At 53.5% G+C, this 16,042-nt stretch carries 16 protein-coding genes; 14 read left to right on the plus strand and 2 right to left on the minus strand.

Going from position 1 to position 16,042, the window contains the following annotated elements:
• Window positions 1-75: 75 nt before the first annotated feature.
• The 13 genes from NUS69_RS03995 (at window position 76) to NUS69_RS04055 (ending at window position 12,682) form a co-directional block, all read left to right on the plus strand.
• Complete coding sequence (locus NUS69_RS03995) at window positions 76-1,815, plus strand: hypothetical protein (RefSeq protein ID WP_258084927.1); 1,740 nt, start codon at window positions 76-78, stop codon at window positions 1,813-1,815.
• Between the two features lie 194 nt (window positions 1,816-2,009).
• A complete protein-coding gene (locus tag NUS69_RS04000) occupies window positions 2,010-2,879 on the plus strand; it encodes a DMT family transporter (RefSeq protein WP_258084536.1) in 870 nt (289 codons plus the stop codon).
• Window positions 2,880-3,138: 259 nt separating this feature from the next.
• Window positions 3,139-3,711, plus strand: a complete 573-nt coding sequence (locus NUS69_RS04005; RefSeq protein WP_055428699.1) for a CBS domain-containing protein — start codon at window positions 3,139-3,141, stop codon at window positions 3,709-3,711.
• Window positions 3,712-3,799: 88 nt separating this feature from the next.
• A complete protein-coding gene (locus NUS69_RS04010) occupies window positions 3,800-5,017 on the plus strand; it encodes a hypothetical protein (protein WP_258084537.1) in 1,218 nt (405 codons plus the stop codon).
• Between the two features lie 100 nt (window positions 5,018-5,117).
• Window positions 5,118-6,980 (plus strand): ABC transporter substrate-binding protein, encoded by a 1,863-nt coding sequence (locus NUS69_RS04015; protein WP_258084538.1) that lies wholly within the window; start codon window positions 5,118-5,120, stop codon window positions 6,978-6,980.
• Between the two features lie 66 nt (window positions 6,981-7,046).
• Window positions 7,047-7,223: a hypothetical protein gene (locus NUS69_RS04020; RefSeq protein ID WP_258084539.1), complete on the plus strand. Its 177-nt coding sequence runs from the start codon at window positions 7,047-7,049 to the stop codon at window positions 7,221-7,223.
• A gap of 257 nt (window positions 7,224-7,480) precedes the next feature.
• The gene (gene hydB, locus NUS69_RS04025; protein ID WP_258084540.1) at window positions 7,481-8,584 is read left to right on the plus strand and encodes an NADPH-dependent hydrogenase/sulfhydrogenase 1 subunit beta; all 1,104 of its coding nucleotides are present in this window, start codon (window positions 7,481-7,483) and stop codon (window positions 8,582-8,584) included.
• Complete coding sequence (gene hydG / locus NUS69_RS04030; RefSeq protein WP_258084541.1) at window positions 8,581-9,465, plus strand: NADPH-dependent hydrogenase/sulfhydrogenase 1 subunit gamma; 885 nt, start codon at window positions 8,581-8,583, stop codon at window positions 9,463-9,465. The genes hydB and hydG overlap by 4 nt, the downstream gene beginning before the upstream one ends.
• A gap of 10 nt (window positions 9,466-9,475) precedes the next feature.
• The gene (hydD, locus tag NUS69_RS04035) at window positions 9,476-10,270 is read left to right on the plus strand and encodes an NADPH-dependent hydrogenase/sulfhydrogenase 1 subunit delta (RefSeq protein ID WP_074631241.1); all 795 of its coding nucleotides are present in this window, start codon (window positions 9,476-9,478) and stop codon (window positions 10,268-10,270) included.
• Entirely contained in the window at window positions 10,267-11,556 is a 1,290-nt protein-coding gene (hydA, locus tag NUS69_RS04040; protein ID WP_258084542.1) for an NADPH-dependent hydrogenase/sulfhydrogenase 1 subunit alpha, read from the plus strand. The genes hydD and hydA overlap by 4 nt, the downstream gene beginning before the upstream one ends.
• 50 nt (window positions 11,557-11,606) lie before the next feature.
• Window positions 11,607-11,816, plus strand: a complete 210-nt coding sequence (locus tag NUS69_RS04045; protein WP_258084543.1) for a hypothetical protein — start codon at window positions 11,607-11,609, stop codon at window positions 11,814-11,816.
• On the plus strand, window positions 11,797-12,228 hold the full coding sequence (locus NUS69_RS04050) for a type II toxin-antitoxin system VapC family toxin (protein WP_258084544.1): 432 nt from the start codon (window positions 11,797-11,799) through the stop codon (window positions 12,226-12,228). Before NUS69_RS04045 ends, NUS69_RS04050 begins: the two co-directional genes overlap by 20 nt.
• A 4-nt stretch (window positions 12,229-12,232) precedes the next feature.
• Window positions 12,233-12,682 carry a hydrogenase maturation protease gene (locus NUS69_RS04055; RefSeq protein WP_258084545.1) on the plus strand — a complete coding sequence of 150 codons (450 nt, stop codon included), beginning with the start codon at window positions 12,233-12,235 and terminating at the stop codon, window positions 12,680-12,682.
• Window positions 12,683-12,696: 14 nt separating this feature from the next.
• Here NUS69_RS04055 and NUS69_RS04060 read toward each other — a convergent pair whose 3' ends face one another.
• Together NUS69_RS04060 and lonB are read right to left on the minus strand one after the other, a co-directional pair.
• A complete protein-coding gene (locus NUS69_RS04060) occupies window positions 12,697-12,993 on the minus strand; it encodes a hypothetical protein (protein ID WP_258084928.1) in 297 nt (98 codons plus the stop codon).
• Between the two features lie 150 nt (window positions 12,994-13,143).
• A complete protein-coding gene (lonB, locus tag NUS69_RS04065) occupies window positions 13,144-15,057 on the minus strand; it encodes an ATP-dependent protease LonB (protein WP_258084929.1) in 1,914 nt (637 codons plus the stop codon).
• Between the two features lie 117 nt (window positions 15,058-15,174).
• On the opposite strand from lonB, the gene NUS69_RS04070 reads away from it, so the two are divergent.
• A complete protein-coding gene (locus NUS69_RS04070; RefSeq protein ID WP_258084930.1) occupies window positions 15,175-15,975 on the plus strand; it encodes a DUF2666 domain-containing protein in 801 nt (266 codons plus the stop codon).
• Window positions 15,976-16,042: the final 67 nt, after the last annotated feature.

Consider the following 16,042-nt stretch of genomic DNA (forward strand, 5'->3'; position numbering starts at 1 on the left):
GCCGATATACTAAGACGGTGAATTCCTTTCGGGATTTCTTTGGCGGAAGGATATATATAGCTAATGGTGATGAGCATGCAGTTGCCGGACAAGCAACCACTCATTGAAAACATGGTAGTAACTTCGGCGGGGGAGCTAGGGGAGCTCATCCAAAACGGTCTCTCAAAGGGTAGCGGCGCGTTTCTAAAGATATTCGCCAAGGACTCCGCCGGGAAGTACTACATGACAATACTCCTCGACCGCTCCAAGGTACTCGCTGCCGAATGCCTTCTCGTGGACAAAAAGCAGGGCCTCACTGGAGAAGAGGCAATCACTCTGCTGAAGTCACTCATCGGTAAACCCATGGTCGTTGACGTTTATACCCTCGATGAGCTGGAAATCAAGCTTTCAATAGCAGATAACGTTGATGTGTACGTTCAGACACCGAAAATACCCCTAAACGAGCTGTTCAAAAAGGCAGAGGAAGGCCCGCCAAAAAGGGAAGAGAGAAGGACAGAATCAGCAGTCCCGGTGACCGTTACGCAGGAAGTCCCCAAGGCAGTTCCGGCAGTGGCGGAAGCAAAGGCAGAGGAAAAGGCCGAAGTCCCCGCTGAGGAAAAGCCCTCCGCCCCCGCCCTTCCGAAGGAAGAGAAGAAAAAACCCGCTCCTCCGGAAAAGCCCGAAGTTATCGTCAATCTCACCGGGGGAGAGCTCCCGGAGAGGGCGTTTCAGGTCTACGCCGAGGATCTGCTCAAGGAAGCCAAGAGGATCAAAGGTCTGAGAATCAACAAGATTGAATTCGACGCAAACGTTGGCGAGGGTGTGGTTTACCTAAACGTCCACATATACGGCAACTCCGATGGCAGTTCCAGGGACATAGAAATCGCGGAGAAGAGGATGCTCCATGCAGTCAGCAAATACGCGCCTGTTCTCCTCAGGGAAGCCGAAGTCAAGCCCATAGTCAGGGACGTCAGCGTGGTGATAGACGGGCAGGAGGTTAAGCCCCAGGAGATCGTGGACAAGGACAAAAAGAAGACGGGCAACGTGACAAAGGACGGAAAGATAAGCCTCTCCGTTCTTGAGGACGTTTGGCCGTATTTCAGCGCCTACGCCAGAACCGTCATAACCGAGCTGGAGGGAACGGGAGTAAGGGTCAAGAAAGCGTATTTTGATGTCAGGGGACGAAGAGAGTTCGAGATTAACCTGTCCATGGTCGGAGAGACTGAGATGACCAGAGAGACCGTTGAGAGGATCGCCAGGGACATCCTCACAAGGCACGCCAGAGAGCTCGGGAGGTCAATAAAGCGCTACATAACCGTCCACAACATCGACGTTGAAGTCCTGACCCCCGCCGTTGTAAAGGCTGCCAAGGAGGCCCCCAAGGTAACCTCCAGCAAAGCTTCCGAGATTCTGGCAAAGAAAGAACTCCTGGAGAAGGAGGTTGAGCAGCTCCTCAAGCAGGCAGGGATAGAAGACCTCGCCCCGTTCACGGAGGAAAAGAAGAAAGAGGCAGAGGAGGCCATGGTCAAGGGCCGCATAGAACCCGCAATAGAGACCCTGAAGACCAGGATTCACGCGGAGATGAAGCTTATACCCAGGGTTACCTTCAAATGGCTCAAAATGAACCACGAAATTAAGGACTCCACGGTGATGGTTGATATTGAGGCAAGCTTCCTGAGGGAGGAAACCGGAGGACTCTTCGGATCATTCTCAGGGGTCTCGGAGAGCAAGATAAAGAAGGACATCGAAGACGCGATAAGGCGCGTCATTCGCGAAGTTTCAAAGGAGTATGGTGTACGGATAGGGCTGAGGAAGCTAAACATAATCCTCCGCTGATTTCTTTTTATTATTTCAGCACTCAAGATCTTCATCATCCTGAACGTCAGTTCTGCCGAGGTCATCATTCGTTGGGGCTTTGAAGCCTTGGTATTTAATTCTGTCTGTTGTGGCTCGGGGATATAGGGTTATATGAATTATTCGTCTTCCATCGAAACGCTAAGTTTTTAAGCTGAACGTACCCCGGTTCCAACATGGACGGCACACTCCTGGGAGTCCTGGGGGCACTCACCTCAGCGTTTTCATGGGCGGCCTCCACGATACTCATAAAAGTCGGAATGAGGGACAAGAGCCCTGTGGCAGTTAATATCATTCGTCTTTACATAGTTTCAGCCATATTTGCCGGCATATTCCTCACCAACGGCACCTTCCAGGAAGTGCTTTCCCTTCACCCAAAGTTGCTCGTGGTGGCGTTTGTATCAGCGATGTTCGGCTTCGTTGTGGGAGACTACTTCTACTTCAACGCCCTTAACATGATGGGCGTTTCCAGGACGGTGCCGATAACCTCGACATACCCCCTCTGGGCGATACTCTGGGCGGCCCTGTTCCTTGGGAGGGAGATAGGCATCCAGATAATCCTGGGAGCCCTCCTCGTTGTCCTGGCAATAATAGTGGTTCGCAGAGCTGAGGAAAGGGAAAATATCAACCCGCGGGGCTTCATCTTCGCACTGCTTGCTCCGGTTTCATGGAGTCTGGCCATACTTACGATGGACTGGCTGACAGGATATATGGATGTGCTCACCCTGGCAGGGCTGAGAATGATGCTGGCGGCACTGGGAATTTCTGTACTCCTCCCAAGATACCTCCCAGAGCTGAAGCAAGTAACTCCAAAAGAGGCGCTCATACTGACCGGGGCCGCCATCACCGGACTCATGGTGGGCCAGTACCTCTTTGTATACTCGGTTAACCTTGTGGGGTCTCAGATAGCCGCCCCGGTCTCGGCGATAAACCCCATAATCTCCTCCGCCCTAGCAATAGTCCTGCTGAAGGAGCCCCCGAACAGGAAGATACTAGAAGGTCTCGTTCTGGCCGTTCTTGGAGTTATACTTATCTCGACCGCATGAGGGGCAGGTTTTTAAATTTTCTACACTATCTTTAACTGCCGACAGCGGGGGGACAGTACGTCTCCTCGCACGGGCTCGGTCTACCCGCCTCCGCGAGGTATCGGGTTCCGTGAGCGGAGAGTGCTCACGCCGAGCCCACAGGGCCGGGAGCATCCACCCGCGCGAGGGAATGAACGCGGGCCTCTGTGCCCGGCCCACAAGCATTTTCTGAGGAAGGCTTATAACCTCCAAGACTGAAATAAATAACCGGTGGTTATGTATGGTGACAATCCCCCGCCCCATTGATCCCAGGGAGATAAGGCGAATTCGGAAGGAGCTCGGCATAACGCAGGAAGAGCTCGCCGAGAAGGCGGGCGTAACTCAGGCGTATATAGCCAAGCTAGAGGCGGGGAAGGTCGACCCGCGATTATCCACCTTCAACCGTATCCTGCAGGCCCTGCTCGAATGCAAGAGGGCACAGCTTAAAGCAAAGGATGTCATGTCCTCTCCCGTTATCTCAGTTAAGCCCTACGAACTAGTTGAAAACGTCATTAAGATAATGAACGAGCACAACATCTCCCAGATTCCAGTCATAGCTGGAAACAAAGTCGTCGGTTCCGTGACGGAGCGGACACTGGTCAGGCAGAGCCTTGAGTACGAGGACATCTACGACAGAAAGGTCATGGAGGTCATGGAGGAGCCGTTCCCGATAGTCAACGAGGACGAAGACCTTGAAGTCGTCAAGTACCTCCTTGAAGAGCACCCGGCGGTTCTGGTTCAGGACAGGGAAGGAAAGGTGGCCGGAATCATAACCCGCGTAGATATCTTCAGGATTGGGAAAATTAAGGAGTAAGATTATTACCCCCATTTTCTTTCGTTTGGAAATGTTTTTATCACCCACAGCCGATTATTTCGAGGAAAATAACGAGAGGGGAAGGGCAATGGGGAAAGTGGCAATTACCTTGATTATTTTCGTCATCTTTTTCTCTCAGTACGTGGGTGCCGCAACAATAGCGGTCGATGTTTCACACAATGAAGGGACGATAGCACTGGTCTCGTCCATAGTTGATCCCGTCACGGGGAGGATCATAGCCGAAGGCATGATACCAGCCCTCTCCTGGTACGACTGGGGCTACATCGGCTACAGCTCTGAGCTCGAAAATGCAGGTGTTAAGCATCTCGGTGACGGCATAACGTACGATGCGCTGGAGGGCGTTGATGTCCTTATAATAGGACAGCCGTGGAAGAGATTCTCCCCCGGGGAGATGGGGGCCATCGTGAAATGGTTCTCGGAGGGAGGGAAAGTACTGTGGGTTGCCGGAGACTGCGACAGGAAGGATAGTGCCTACGTTCAGCGAAACGTCAACGAACTGCTCTCCGCGATACCAAACACTAAACTGAGGATAGACTACGCCACCGCAACCGATACCTTCAGCAACGCCGGGAAGAGCGCATACGTGGCGGGCTTCGTCAGGGCGGACTTGGAAACTCCCGACGCGGGTATTCTCAACAAGGGCTATCAGGGGGAGGTCGGCAAGGTCCTCTTCCATGAGCCGGGCGTCCTGGCATGGGTGGACGAAAACGGGAGATGGCACCCCCTAATCGCGGGGGAGATTCCCGAGGGAGTCTACAGAATAGTCACGACCAGCGGCAACGGAATGATAGAGGATGACTACACCCCGGAGGCAAGGGCTTACAAAGCCTGGGACAGGGGGGTATTCACTCTCCTGGCTGTGGAGTTCGTCAAATTCCCCAACGGGGCAGAGAGCATTCTGATAGTCAGTGCAGAGAGCCCCTACGGAAGCCCCGTGCCCATATGGGTGAACCGCTACGGTAGCTATCTCTTCGATGGCCAGCAGTTCGTCACCAACCTACTCCGCTGGGCCCTTATTGAAGCATCGAAGCTGGCCCCGCCTGAGGAAACCACAACCACCACCGTAACGACGACAACCACGACACAGGGGATAACCACGACCACTCACCTCACGGTCTCCACCACGACCACCTCAAACCCCGTGGTAGAGACAACCACGGCCACCAGCGAAACACCAGTAACAACAGCCGCATCGTCAGGGACTCCAGTCTGGATTGTAGGGGTAGCTGTGGTGCTGCTCACCGGCGCTGCAGTTCTGGTGTTCCTGCTACTCAAAAAACCGTGAGCAGTCGCTCTTCTTCCTTTATTCCTACTGGCCAAAATATCCAACAACTTTATATACCCCCTGCCAAATCAGTGATGGACAAATAATCCAGGTGATGTGAATGAAAAAGACGGCCCTATTACTGATGCTCCTGCTGTTCGGCGCTGTTATAGCAGCCGGATGCATAGGCGGTAACGAGACCCCCTCAAGCACATCCCAGCCATCAACTCCCACGGAGACAGCCACCACCTCCCAGACAACCCCGCAGACATCTTCCCCCACTCAGACGCCCACGGAAGCTGAGAAGCCATTTTATCCAGTAACCATTACCGATTTCGCAAACAGAACTGTCACGATAGACTCCGAACCGCAGCGGGTTGTAACTCTAGCTCCAAGCATTACAGAGGACCTCTATTACCTCGGCCTTTTCGACAGGGTCGTCGGGGTTACCAATTACGACGATTTTCCGCCGGAGGTTGCCAACGTCACCAAGGTGGGTGGCTACGGAAAGTATGCGAACCTGGAGGTAATCGCTTCCCTCAACCCGGACCTTATACTCGTTGACAGCTATTCAACGCCAATTCTCAGCGACCTTGAAAAGATAGCTCCCGTGGTTGTCATTGACCCGCACAGCCTTAGAGACATACCGAAGGCACTCGAACTTCTCGGAGAAGTCTTTAACGTTCCCGGAAACGCTCAGAAGGCAGTAGCAGAATTCCAGGCAAAGATAAACGCCACCAGCTCTGCCGTTACCGGTAAACCAAAACTCAAGGTGTTCTACGTCGTCTGGAGCAATCCCCTCATGACCGCCGGAGGGGATACCTTCATCAGCGACGTTATCAGCCTTGCGGGGGGAGAGAACGTCTTTAAAGACACAAGCGGCTGGCCGACCGTAAGCATGGAGCAGGTTCTTGAGAGAGACCCGGACGTCATAATCCTTACCCCGCACTGCGGAATGACCGTCCAGGACGTTTACAAGAGCATTTTGGCAAATACAAAAGCCGCTAGGGAGGGGAGGGTGTACGTTATCGAGAACGAAAACGACCTCATACACCCGAGTCCGCGCGTTGTAAACGGTCTGGAAACAGTCGCCAAGTTGCTCCACCCCGATGCCTTCCGTGTGAGCTATCCCCTCACCATAACCGACTTCGCCGGGAGGCAGGTTACCATCGAGAAGGAACCCGAAAGGATAGTTTCCCTCGCACCCAGCATAACTGAGACCCTGTTCTACATCGGTGCAGGAGACAAGCTAGTTGGCGTCACAAAGTGGGCCGACTTTCCTCCGGCTGTTGAGAACATCACAAGGGTAGGCGGCTACGGGCAGTATGCGAACCTTGAGATAATAGCGTCCCTGAATCCCGATCTTATAATCGCGGACGGCTTCTCGATGTCCATACTGAACGAGCTTGAAAAAATAGCCCCGGTAGTCATAGTAGACCCCAAGAATATGAGCGGGATTTACAGGAAGATAGAACTCCTGGGAGAAATAACCAACCGCGAAGAAGCTGCCAGGGCAGTGATAGCCGAGATGAAGGCAAAAGTTAACTACATTACCTCAACGGTTGCCGGAACATCTAGGCCGAGGGTGCTCTTCATAACCTGGTGGAATCCACTTTACGTCCCCGGTAGCGGCACCTTCCAGGACGACCTGATCAGACTTGCCGGTGGTGAGAACATATTCTCCGACATGAACGGCTGGGCCCAGGTAAGCATGGAACAGGTTCTTGAGAGGAATCCCGATGTAATAATACTGTCCGCCCACGCAGGCATTACCGCAGAGGAGCTCTGCAACACGGAGCTCGTGAACACGAACGCCTTCAAGAACGGCATGGTCTTTACCATCAGCGACGACAACCTCGTCTCAAGACCCGGGCCGAGAATCGTGCACGGGCTGGAAGAGATTGCAGAGTATCTGCACCCCGATGCTTTCAACTATCAGCCACAACCTCTGGTATGCAACGCGACAGCCTCGGCTGGAGGCTGAACCTTTCCACCTTTTATTTTCGGGCAACCGTTAAAAAGGCCCCTTCCTATTTCTTCCGGTGAGAGCATGGAGAAAAGGACCTTTTACAGAATCCTGCTGGCCATAGTGCTTATCCTCGCGGTCGTTTATACAATGGGCATTATGGGGCTCGTGCCTTTCCAGTGGAGCTACTACATCACGATATTTATGATAGTCCTTTTCATCTACCTGAAGATTGAGAAGAGGCTTCAGGGCGGGCAGTGAGCCGAAGTTTTTTCTCAGGGAATACCCAGTAGCCCCAACTTTTCCAGCACCACCCGGGCTCTGGATAAACCACATCGAAAACGTGGGCATATACCCGAAATAGCTGGTCGGCCCATGTCCTCCCGTAAAAAAGTCCGTTGTTAACTTTTGGTTTACAATTTTCGGGTTTAAAAACGCTTTTTTAACCTCCAGCTAAGCCTCAATTGAGGGGACAGAGATGAGCACATGCATGGTTATGTTCATTGGAGGTGGTTGGGTTGAGATATGTTAAGCTCCCGAAGGAGAACACCTATGCCTTCCTTGAAAGGCTCAAGGAGTGGGGCAAGCTCTACGCCCCGGTGAAAATCTCCGAAAAGTTCTACGACTTCAGAGAAATAGACGACGTCAAAAAGGTTGAGTTCCACTACAACAGAACAATAATGCCGCCGAAGAAGTTCTTCTTCCTGCCGAGGGAGAAGCTCTTTGAGTTCAACATCAGAAAGGCGGAGTACAAGGAAGTTATTGAAGATGTGGAGCCGTTTGTGCTCTTTGGCCTTCACGCCTGCGACATCTTCGGCCTCAAGATACTCGACACCATCTACCTCGACGAGCTTCCGGACAAGTACTACAAGGTCCGCCGGGAGAAAGGCATCATCATAGGCATCAGCTGCATGCCCGACGAGTACTGCTTCTGCAACCTCCGCGAGACGGATTTTGCCGACGACGGCTTCGACCTCTTCCTTCACGAGCTCCCGGACGGCTGGCTCGTAAGGGTCGGCACGCCAACAGGTCACAGGATAGTTGACAAGAACATCAAGCTCTTTGAGGAGGTCAGCACGGAGGACATCTGCAACTTCCGTGAATTCGAGAACAAGCGCTCAAAGGCATTCAAGTATCACGAGGACTGGAGCAACCTTAGGTATCTTCTTGAGCTTGAGATGGAGCACCCGATGTGGGAAGAGCAGGCCGCCATCTGTCTTGCCTGCGGCAACTGCAACACCACCTGCCCGACCTGCCGCTGCTACGAAGTCCAGGACATAGTCAACCTCGACGGAAACACCGGCTACCGTGAGAGGCGCTGGGACTCCTGCCAGCTCAGGAGCCACGGACTCGTCGCAGGGAACCACAACTTCAGGCCGACCAAGAAGAGCCGCTTCATGAACCGCTACCTCTGCAAGAACTCCTACAACGAGAAGCTCGGCATAAGCTACTGCGTCGGCTGCGGAAGGTGCACCTACTTCTGCCCCGCTGGCATAAGCTTTGTGAAGAACCTGCGCACGATCATGGGGCTTGAGGAGAAGTCATGTCCCTCGGAGATAAGTGAGGAGATTCCAAAGAGGGGCTTCGCCTATGCCACCGAGATAAGGGGTGAGGACATATGAGCGAGGTAGTTCCAAGGGAGATTATGATGCCCGATGAGAATCCCTATGCACTTCACAAGGCAAAGGTTCTCAAGGTTTATCAGCTCACAGAGAAGGAGAAGCTATTCCTCTTCAGATTCGAGGATCCGGTATTGGCAGAAAAGTGGACTTTCCGCCCAGGACAGTTCGTCCAGCTTACGATACCCGGCGTCGGCGAGGTTCCGATAAGTATCTGCTCCTCCGCCATGAGGCGGGGCTTCTTTGAGCTGTGCATCAGGAAAGCTGGAAGGGTAACAACCGTCGTCCACAGGCTCAAGCCGGGGGACACCGTCCTGGTGAGGGGACCCTATGGAAACGGTTTTCCGGTTGATGACTGGGAGGGCATGGACCTACTCCTCATAGCCGCCGGATTGGGGACAGCACCGCTCAGAAGCGTATTTCTATACGCCATGGACAACCGCTGGAAGTACGGCAACATAACCTTCATCAACACCGCCCGCTACGGCAAGGATCTCCTGTTCTACAAGGAGCTGGAGGCGATGAAGGATTTGGCGGAGGCAGAGAACGTCAAGATAATCCAGAGTGTCACGAGGGATCCGGACTGGCCGGGGAGGCACGGCAGGCCACAGAACTTCATCGTTGAGGCGAACACCAACCCGAAGAAGACCGCGGTGGCAATATGCGGCCCCCCGAGGATGTACAAAGCCGTCTTTGAGTCGCTCATCAACTACGGTTACAGACCGGAGAACATATTCGTCACGCTGGAGAGAAAGATGAAGTGCGGGATAGGCAAGTGCGGGCACTGCAACGTTGGGACGAGCACCAGCTGGAAGTACATCTGTAAAGACGGTCCAGTCTTCACGTACTTCGACATAGTATCAACACCGGGACTGCTCGACTGAGGTGGTGGAGATGGAGAACGGAAAAGTTCGCATCGGGTTTTACGCTCTCACCTCATGCTACGGCTGTCAGCTCCAGTTTGCCATGATGGACGAGATACTCCAGCTCATCCCGAACGCTGAGATAGTGTGCTGGTACATGATAGAGAGGGACTCCTACGAGGACGAGCCAGTCGATATCGCCTTCATCGAGGGAAGCGTTTCAACGGAAGAGGAGGCCGAGCTCGTAAAGAAGATACGCGAGAACGCGAAGATAGTGGTCGCAGTTGGAGCCTGTGCAACCCAGGGAGGAGTGCAGAGCTGGGATCAGAACAAGAGCCTGGAGGAGCTGTGGAAGGCTGTCTACGGTGATGCAAAGGTCAAGTTCCAGCCCAAGCCTGCGAAGCCAGTCGAGGAATACATCAAGGTTGATTACCGCCTCTACGGATGCCCGCCGGAAAAGCGCGACTTCCTCTACGCGATAGGCACCTTCCTGGTAGGCTCATGGCCGGAGGACATAGACTATCCCGTCTGCGTCGAGTGCAGGCTGAAGGGCAACAGCTGCATACTCATCGAGAAGGGCGAGCCGTGCCTCGGCCCGCTCACGAGGGCCGGCTGTGATGCAAGATGCCCAGGCTTCAACGTGGCATGCATCGGGTGCAGAGGGGCGATAGGCTACGATGTTGCCTGGTTTGACTCACTGGCAAAGACCTTCAAGAACAAAGGGTACACCAAGGAGGAGATCATCGAAAGAATGAAGATCTTCAACGGCCACAATCCCAAGGTTGAGGAAATGGTGGAGGCCGCTTTCAGGGAGGTGGAAGAATGAAGAACCTTTACCTTCCAATCACGGTTGACCACATAGCGAGGGTTGAAGGAAAGGGAGGCGTAGAAATCATAGTGGGCGACGAGGGAGTAAAGGAAGTCAGGATCAACATCATAGAGGGGCCAAGGTTCTTCGAGGCCATAACCATTGGTAAAAAGCTCGACGAGGCTCTGGCGGTTTACCCGAGGATATGCTCATTCTGTTCCGCGGCACACAAGCTCACGGCGCTGGAAGCGGCGGAGAAGGCCCTCGACTTCACTCCCCGCGAAGAGATTCAGGCCCTGAGAGAGGTGCTCTACATAGGCGACATGATAGAGAGCCACGCGCTCCACCTCTACCTCTTGGTTTTGCCAGACTACCTCGGCTACTCAAACCCGCTCAAGATGGTGGAAGAGTACAAGAAGGAGATAGGCATCGCACTGGAGCTCAAAAACCTTGGAAGCTGGATGATGGACGAGCTTGGAAGCAGGGCGATACACCAGGAGAACGCGGTACTCGGAGGCTTCGGAAAACTTCCGGGCAAGGCCACCCTTGAGCTTATGAAGAAGCGCCTCAGCGAGGCACTCCCAAAGGCCGAGTATACCTTTGAACTCTTTGCAAGGCTTGAACAGTATAGGGAAGTAGAGGGCCCGATAATCCACATGGCCGTGAAGCCGAGGGGGGACGTCTACGGCATATACGGCGACGCCATAAGCGTCAGCGACGGCTTCGAGTTCCCGAGCGAGGACTACAAGATGCATATGGTCGAGCGCGTTGTGGAGCACAGCTTCGCCAAGCACAGCTTCTACAACGGCGAAAAGCCCTTCATGACCGGAGCCATATCCCGCGTCGTCAACCACGCTGACAAGCTCTATGGAAGGGCGAAAGAGCTCTACGAGAGCCACAGGGATCTGCTCAGGCCGACCAACCCCTTTGCCAACAACCTGGCTCAGGCCCTTGAGCTGGTTTACTTCACCGAAAAGGCGATTGACCTCATAGACGAGGCCCTCGCGAAGTGGCCGGTAAGACCGAGGGACGAGGTCGAGATAAGGGACGGCTTCGGCGTCAGCACGACCGAGGCCCCGCGCGGAATCCTCGTCTACGCCCTCGAAGTCAAGGACGGAAGAGTAGCTTACGCGGACATCATAACGCCCACAGCCTTCAACCTCGCCATGATGGAGGTTCACGTGAGGATGATGGCGGAGAAGCACTACAACGACGACCCCGAAAGGCTCAAGCTCCTTGCCGAGATGGTCGTTCGCGCCTACGACCCGTGCATCTCCTGTTCGGTGCACGTGGCGAGGCTCTGATTTCTCAACTTTTTTAAGGGGCGGGTGACAGAAAAATACTGGGGAGTATTATGGCCGAAGAAATCGTTGACCTTGTTATACACGTGAAGGTACCCAAGAAGTACGCCGAGACCTTCAGAAAGGACGTTGAGGCTATGGCATGGTATCTCTCTCACAAGGACGAGCTCTTCGAAAACATGAAGAAGCTTAAGGGCGTCATGAAGACCAATAAATCCTGGAAGGAGCTCAAGAGGGAAATCTATGAAGGAATTGCTGATTGACAGCTCCCTTATCGTGAAGTACTTCAAGGGTAGCGAACGGGCGGTTGAACTTTTTGAGTCCTTTGAGAACGAAGACGTAGCCCTTTACATCACCGAAACAGTGTTCAGTGAGGTTACGTATCTGCTCCTCGGCTATTTCTCAAAACTCGCACCCAGGACCCTCAAAGGAAAGAAGGATAAACTGCCGCTCGAGGTTCAGGTTGTTTTTAAAGCTCTGAGAGGCTTTGGGTTCATTGGGTCCACACAAAGAACGGTCTTTAAGGCTATGGAACTCATCCAAAAGTACGCCATGCTTCCAAACGATGCCCTTATCCTTGCAACCTGCATCGAGCACGGTCTTGCACTGGCGACCCTCGATGACGACTTTTTTGGTCCCGCGAAGGTGGAAGGTGTTGAAATTATAACGGGGTGAGAGCTTGAGAACCCTTATCCTTGCCCTCGGCAACGAGCTGATGAAAGATGACGGAGTGGGCCTCAAAGCTGGAAGAATGCTCATCGAGAGGGGATGCGACGTCCTCGAAGTTGGTACTGACATCTTCAGGCTTTCGAGCTACTATGACGGGGAGGAGAGGCTGATAATCATCGACGCCATTTTGAGCGAAAAGTTCCCCCCAGGGGAAATAGTACATCTGCAGGGAGCGGAGGTCTTTGAGAAGCTCAAGGGCGAGATAAGGAGCGCCCACTTCATGGGGACGATAGACGGGCTCAGACTGCTGATGTCGCTCGATGAACGCCTTGCCAGAGCCGAGATACACTTCATCGGCGTCGTTGCCAAGGAGATAGACCTTGGAATGGAGCTCAGCGAGGAAGTTGAAAAGGCCCTGTCCAAAGTCGTCAGGCTCGTTGAAGAACTGTGCAAAAACTGAATTGAAGAATTAAATCATGACCCAAAAAGTATCTCAAGTTCCTTTTTCATCACCTGTCTGTTCAGAAGCAGGTGAATTATTATTAAAAGCATCATTACGATGCCGTAGCGGGCACGGAGCTTGAGATAGTCAAGCTGGGCCATTCCCAGGAAGCTACCGTTCTTGCTGGCGATTACCGTTCCAATCGTTATGAATATCACTCCCAAAAACCCCACGAGTAGTATCAGAGAGAATGCGGCTTTTATCCTGAGCCTCTTTCTTAGTTTCGGATTTTTCCTAGCCTCTTCGAAAGCCTTTGCCATAACATCCATCGACACCACCAAAGAGGAGGGCTCAAAGACAGTTAAAACGTTTCGCCAGGATTTTTCAACAAAAGACCGAATGTTCCCTGGAAACATTAAAGACGCAAGAAAAAATCTTCAACTTGATGCCACTGAAATCAGTGTACCCGTTCAAACATCTCATGATTGAATAGAAAGAGGAAGGGCCTCCCGTATGCGCCTGAGCAGCTCCCTCTTCTTCTCGCTTTCTTCGAGGGCTATCTCAAGCACCTCGTCTATGGTCTCTACAGGGAATATCTGAATCCTCTCCGCCTTGTCCCTGCTGAGGAAGACATCCTTCTCGTTGCTCTTGGGGATTATGACCGTCTTTATGCCCGCCTCTATGGCGGCTTCTATCTTTGGGGTCGCCCCACCTATCGGGAGCACCTCGCCGCGAACGCTCAGTGAACCTGTCATGGCCACGTCCTGCCTTATCGGTATCTCCTCCAGGGCCGAGATGACGGCTGTCGCGACGCTTATGCTGGCAGAGTCACCTTCTACCCCTTCGTAGGTCTGGAGGAACTGGACGTGAATATCATAGCGACTTATGTCCTCGCCCTTGTAGCGCTTGATTATTGCCGAGACATTCTGGACGGCCTCCTTGGCTATCTCCCCGAGCTTTCCTGTGACTATTATCTTGCCCTCCTCCTTGCTCGCGGCAGGGGCAACGACAGCCTCTATGGGCAGAACGATACCGCTCTGCTCACCGATTACGGCCAATCCGTTGACACGGCCTATCTCGCTTCCCTCGGTCTTGATGACCTGGTACTCCTTCTTGCGCTCTATGTACCAGTCGGCCAGCTGCTTTTCGAGCGGCTTGGCCATCCTTATCGCTTCAAGGACGTCCTCGCGCTCCACGTACTTCTTGCCCTTCTTGACCGCGATGTCCCCGGCGGCGCGAACGATACCGCCGAGGTCACGGAGGCGGAGTGTAAGATGGCCTTTTCTGCCCGCCCTTTTCTGGGCCTCCCTGACGATCTCCTCAACTGCCTCCCGCGTGAAGTGCGGAATCTTTCCGTCGCGCTTTACCTCCTGGGCGACGAACTGGACGAGCTTGCGCCTGTTCTCAATGGTGTCGGGCATGGTGGTGCGCATGTAGACCTCGTAACCGTAGCCCCTGATACGGGAGCGCAATGCAGGGTGCATCTTGTCAACGGTGTCTAGGTTTCCGGCCGCGACGAGGACGAAGTCACACGGGACGGGCTCGGTCCGGACCATTGCACCGCTTGACATCTCGCTCTGGCCGGTTATCGGGAACTTCTTCTCCTGCATAGCCGTCAGCAGGCTCTGCTGCATCTTCAAGCTGAGAGTTGCTATCTCGTCTATGAACAGCACACCTTTATGAGCGCGATGTATCATACCCGGCTCTACCCTCTCGTGGGCTGGCGTTCCCAGTCCGCCGGACTGGAACGGGTCGTGACGTACGTCGCCGAGGAGCGCACCCGCGTGGGCTCCAGTTGCATCGATGAACGGCGCCTTGGTTCTGCCGCAGTTATCCACCAGAAGCTTGGGGACGAGCACTGTATTGCGGAGACGCATATTTGACAGGGCCATTATGGTGAGTATAATAACAAACAGGCCCATCAGGAGCGTTGTGGCACTGAACTCTATAAAAAGCGCAAGCATCACCGTGAACATGACAAAGAGAAGTATGTAGGATTTTATGCTCTCCTGACCCTTGGCCTTCTCGCGGTACTTTTCGACTATCCTCCTACCCTGACAGGCCGGGACGGTTTTTATCCTGGGCATGTTCTCGTCTTCGGAGTTAGGGAAGACGAGTATGTCCTCAAGGTTCTCCGTTGGGAGGAGCTCAGCCATCGCCTGACCGAGCATTGACTTACCCGTTCCGGGTTCACCTATCAGGAGAACGTGCCTTTTCTGGGTGGCGGCTGTTCTTATGACCTCCACCGCGTGCTCCTGTCCGATGACCTGATCGATGAGCTTTTCGGGAACCTCTATCTCCTCGGTCGTGTTGAAATCCAGCCCTAAATCAAGGCTCTCTCCGTATTCCCTGGGGGCCAGGGTTTCCCTCTCAACCTTCGTGTCTTCCCCCATTTTTCTTCCCTCTTCCACTCTCTCAAACTGGAGTGCTCGGGTCGATTTATAACTTTTTTGAGATGGTCGAGAAAAAGCTAAAATAGGGCCTGCCATCCATAACCACTGGTGACAGCGATGAAGGTTGAGGATCAGATAGTGTTTACGGCACATCACGGGAACTGGAAGGTGGCTGACAGGCTCCTGGATATGGATGACGAGAAAGTTGCTCACTTCATAGCGAGCATAGCCAATACTGTCAACGCCAAGATACCCGAGTACCTCACGGAGGTAATGAACGTCGCGGGCATAATGAGCCTCGCGGGGGAGCTGGCCAAGAAAGACCTGGGCGATGCGGTTGTCGCACTCAAATCGCCCGGGACTGCCAGGAAGCTTGGCCAGCTCGTCTTCGAGGAGGACAAGAAGCTCAAAAAGCATCTCGTTGAGGTTGCCAAGGCCCTGCTCGTGAGGGAGGTGCTCTCCAAAAAAGTGCCGGTCGAGTATCCAGAGGAGCCCCTGAACGAAGTCAGAATAGTATTCCCGTACAACGAAGACCACATCAACTTTGTGGCCTTCCACGTGAGCGGAAAAACGAAGTGGAGAGCCGTTAGAAGGCTTATTATTGATGAGAAGACTCCCATGGCAGATGTTGCAAGGCTCCTCGCCAGCATAAACGAGAGCATCACGCTCAAACTGCCCTTCTACGCTGGAATTGACATCAAGGGAATAGAGGCATGGTTTGGTGAATTCAAGAAGGTCAAAAAGGCCGAAATACCTGCAGTCGTTGAGAAGTACAAGCATTTCCCGGCCGAGAATTACGCTCCAACCGGCTTCCAGGAGCACGCAAGGGTCTATGCCCTGAGAACCGCCCTTGGAAAGATAGGTCTGCCCCTTGACGTTCCTGCGAAGAGCCTTGAGAAGTACCTGGAGAAGAAGTGAAAGCCGGAACAGAACGGAGATGATGAGGCCGAGGACACCCGAGGGGAGCCGATGAGGAATCTTCGCT

The organism is Thermococcus thermotolerans, assembly GCF_024707485.1.
In the GTDB taxonomy this organism is placed as follows: domain Archaea; phylum Methanobacteriota_B; class Thermococci; order Thermococcales; family Thermococcaceae; genus Thermococcus; species Thermococcus thermotolerans.

Excerpts from the sequence above, each read along its gene's own strand:
- NUS69_RS04010 (WP_258084537.1), top strand. The coding sequence starts at position 3,800 with ATGGGGAAAGTGGCAATTACCTTGATTATTTTCGTCATCTTTTTCTCT.
- NUS69_RS04060 (WP_258084928.1), bottom strand. The coding sequence starts at position 12,993 with ATGGATGTTATGGCAAAGGCTTTCGAAGAGGCTAGGAAAAATCCGAAA.
- NUS69_RS04045 (WP_258084543.1), top strand. The coding sequence starts at position 11,607 with ATGGCCGAAGAAATCGTTGACCTTGTTATACACGTGAAGGTACCCAAG.
- NUS69_RS04015 (WP_258084538.1), top strand. The coding sequence starts at position 5,118 with ATGAAAAAGACGGCCCTATTACTGATGCTCCTGCTGTTCGGCGCTGTT.
- NUS69_RS04000 (WP_258084536.1), top strand. The coding sequence starts at position 2,010 with ATGGACGGCACACTCCTGGGAGTCCTGGGGGCACTCACCTCAGCGTTT.
- lonB (WP_258084929.1), bottom strand. The coding sequence starts at position 15,057 with ATGGGGGAAGACACGAAGGTTGAGAGGGAAACCCTGGCCCCCAGGGAA.
- NUS69_RS03995 (WP_258084927.1), top strand. The coding sequence starts at position 76 with ATGCAGTTGCCGGACAAGCAACCACTCATTGAAAACATGGTAGTAACT.
- hydD (WP_074631241.1), top strand. The coding sequence starts at position 9,476 with ATGGAGAACGGAAAAGTTCGCATCGGGTTTTACGCTCTCACCTCATGC.
- hydA (WP_258084542.1), top strand. The coding sequence starts at position 10,267 with ATGAAGAACCTTTACCTTCCAATCACGGTTGACCACATAGCGAGGGTT.
- NUS69_RS04050 (WP_258084544.1), top strand. The coding sequence starts at position 11,797 with ATGAAGGAATTGCTGATTGACAGCTCCCTTATCGTGAAGTACTTCAAG.
- NUS69_RS04070 (WP_258084930.1), top strand. The coding sequence starts at position 15,175 with ATGAAGGTTGAGGATCAGATAGTGTTTACGGCACATCACGGGAACTGG.
- hydG (WP_258084541.1), top strand. The coding sequence starts at position 8,581 with ATGAGCGAGGTAGTTCCAAGGGAGATTATGATGCCCGATGAGAATCCC.
- NUS69_RS04005 (WP_055428699.1), top strand. The coding sequence starts at position 3,139 with ATGGTGACAATCCCCCGCCCCATTGATCCCAGGGAGATAAGGCGAATT.
- NUS69_RS04020 (WP_258084539.1), top strand. The coding sequence starts at position 7,047 with ATGGAGAAAAGGACCTTTTACAGAATCCTGCTGGCCATAGTGCTTATC.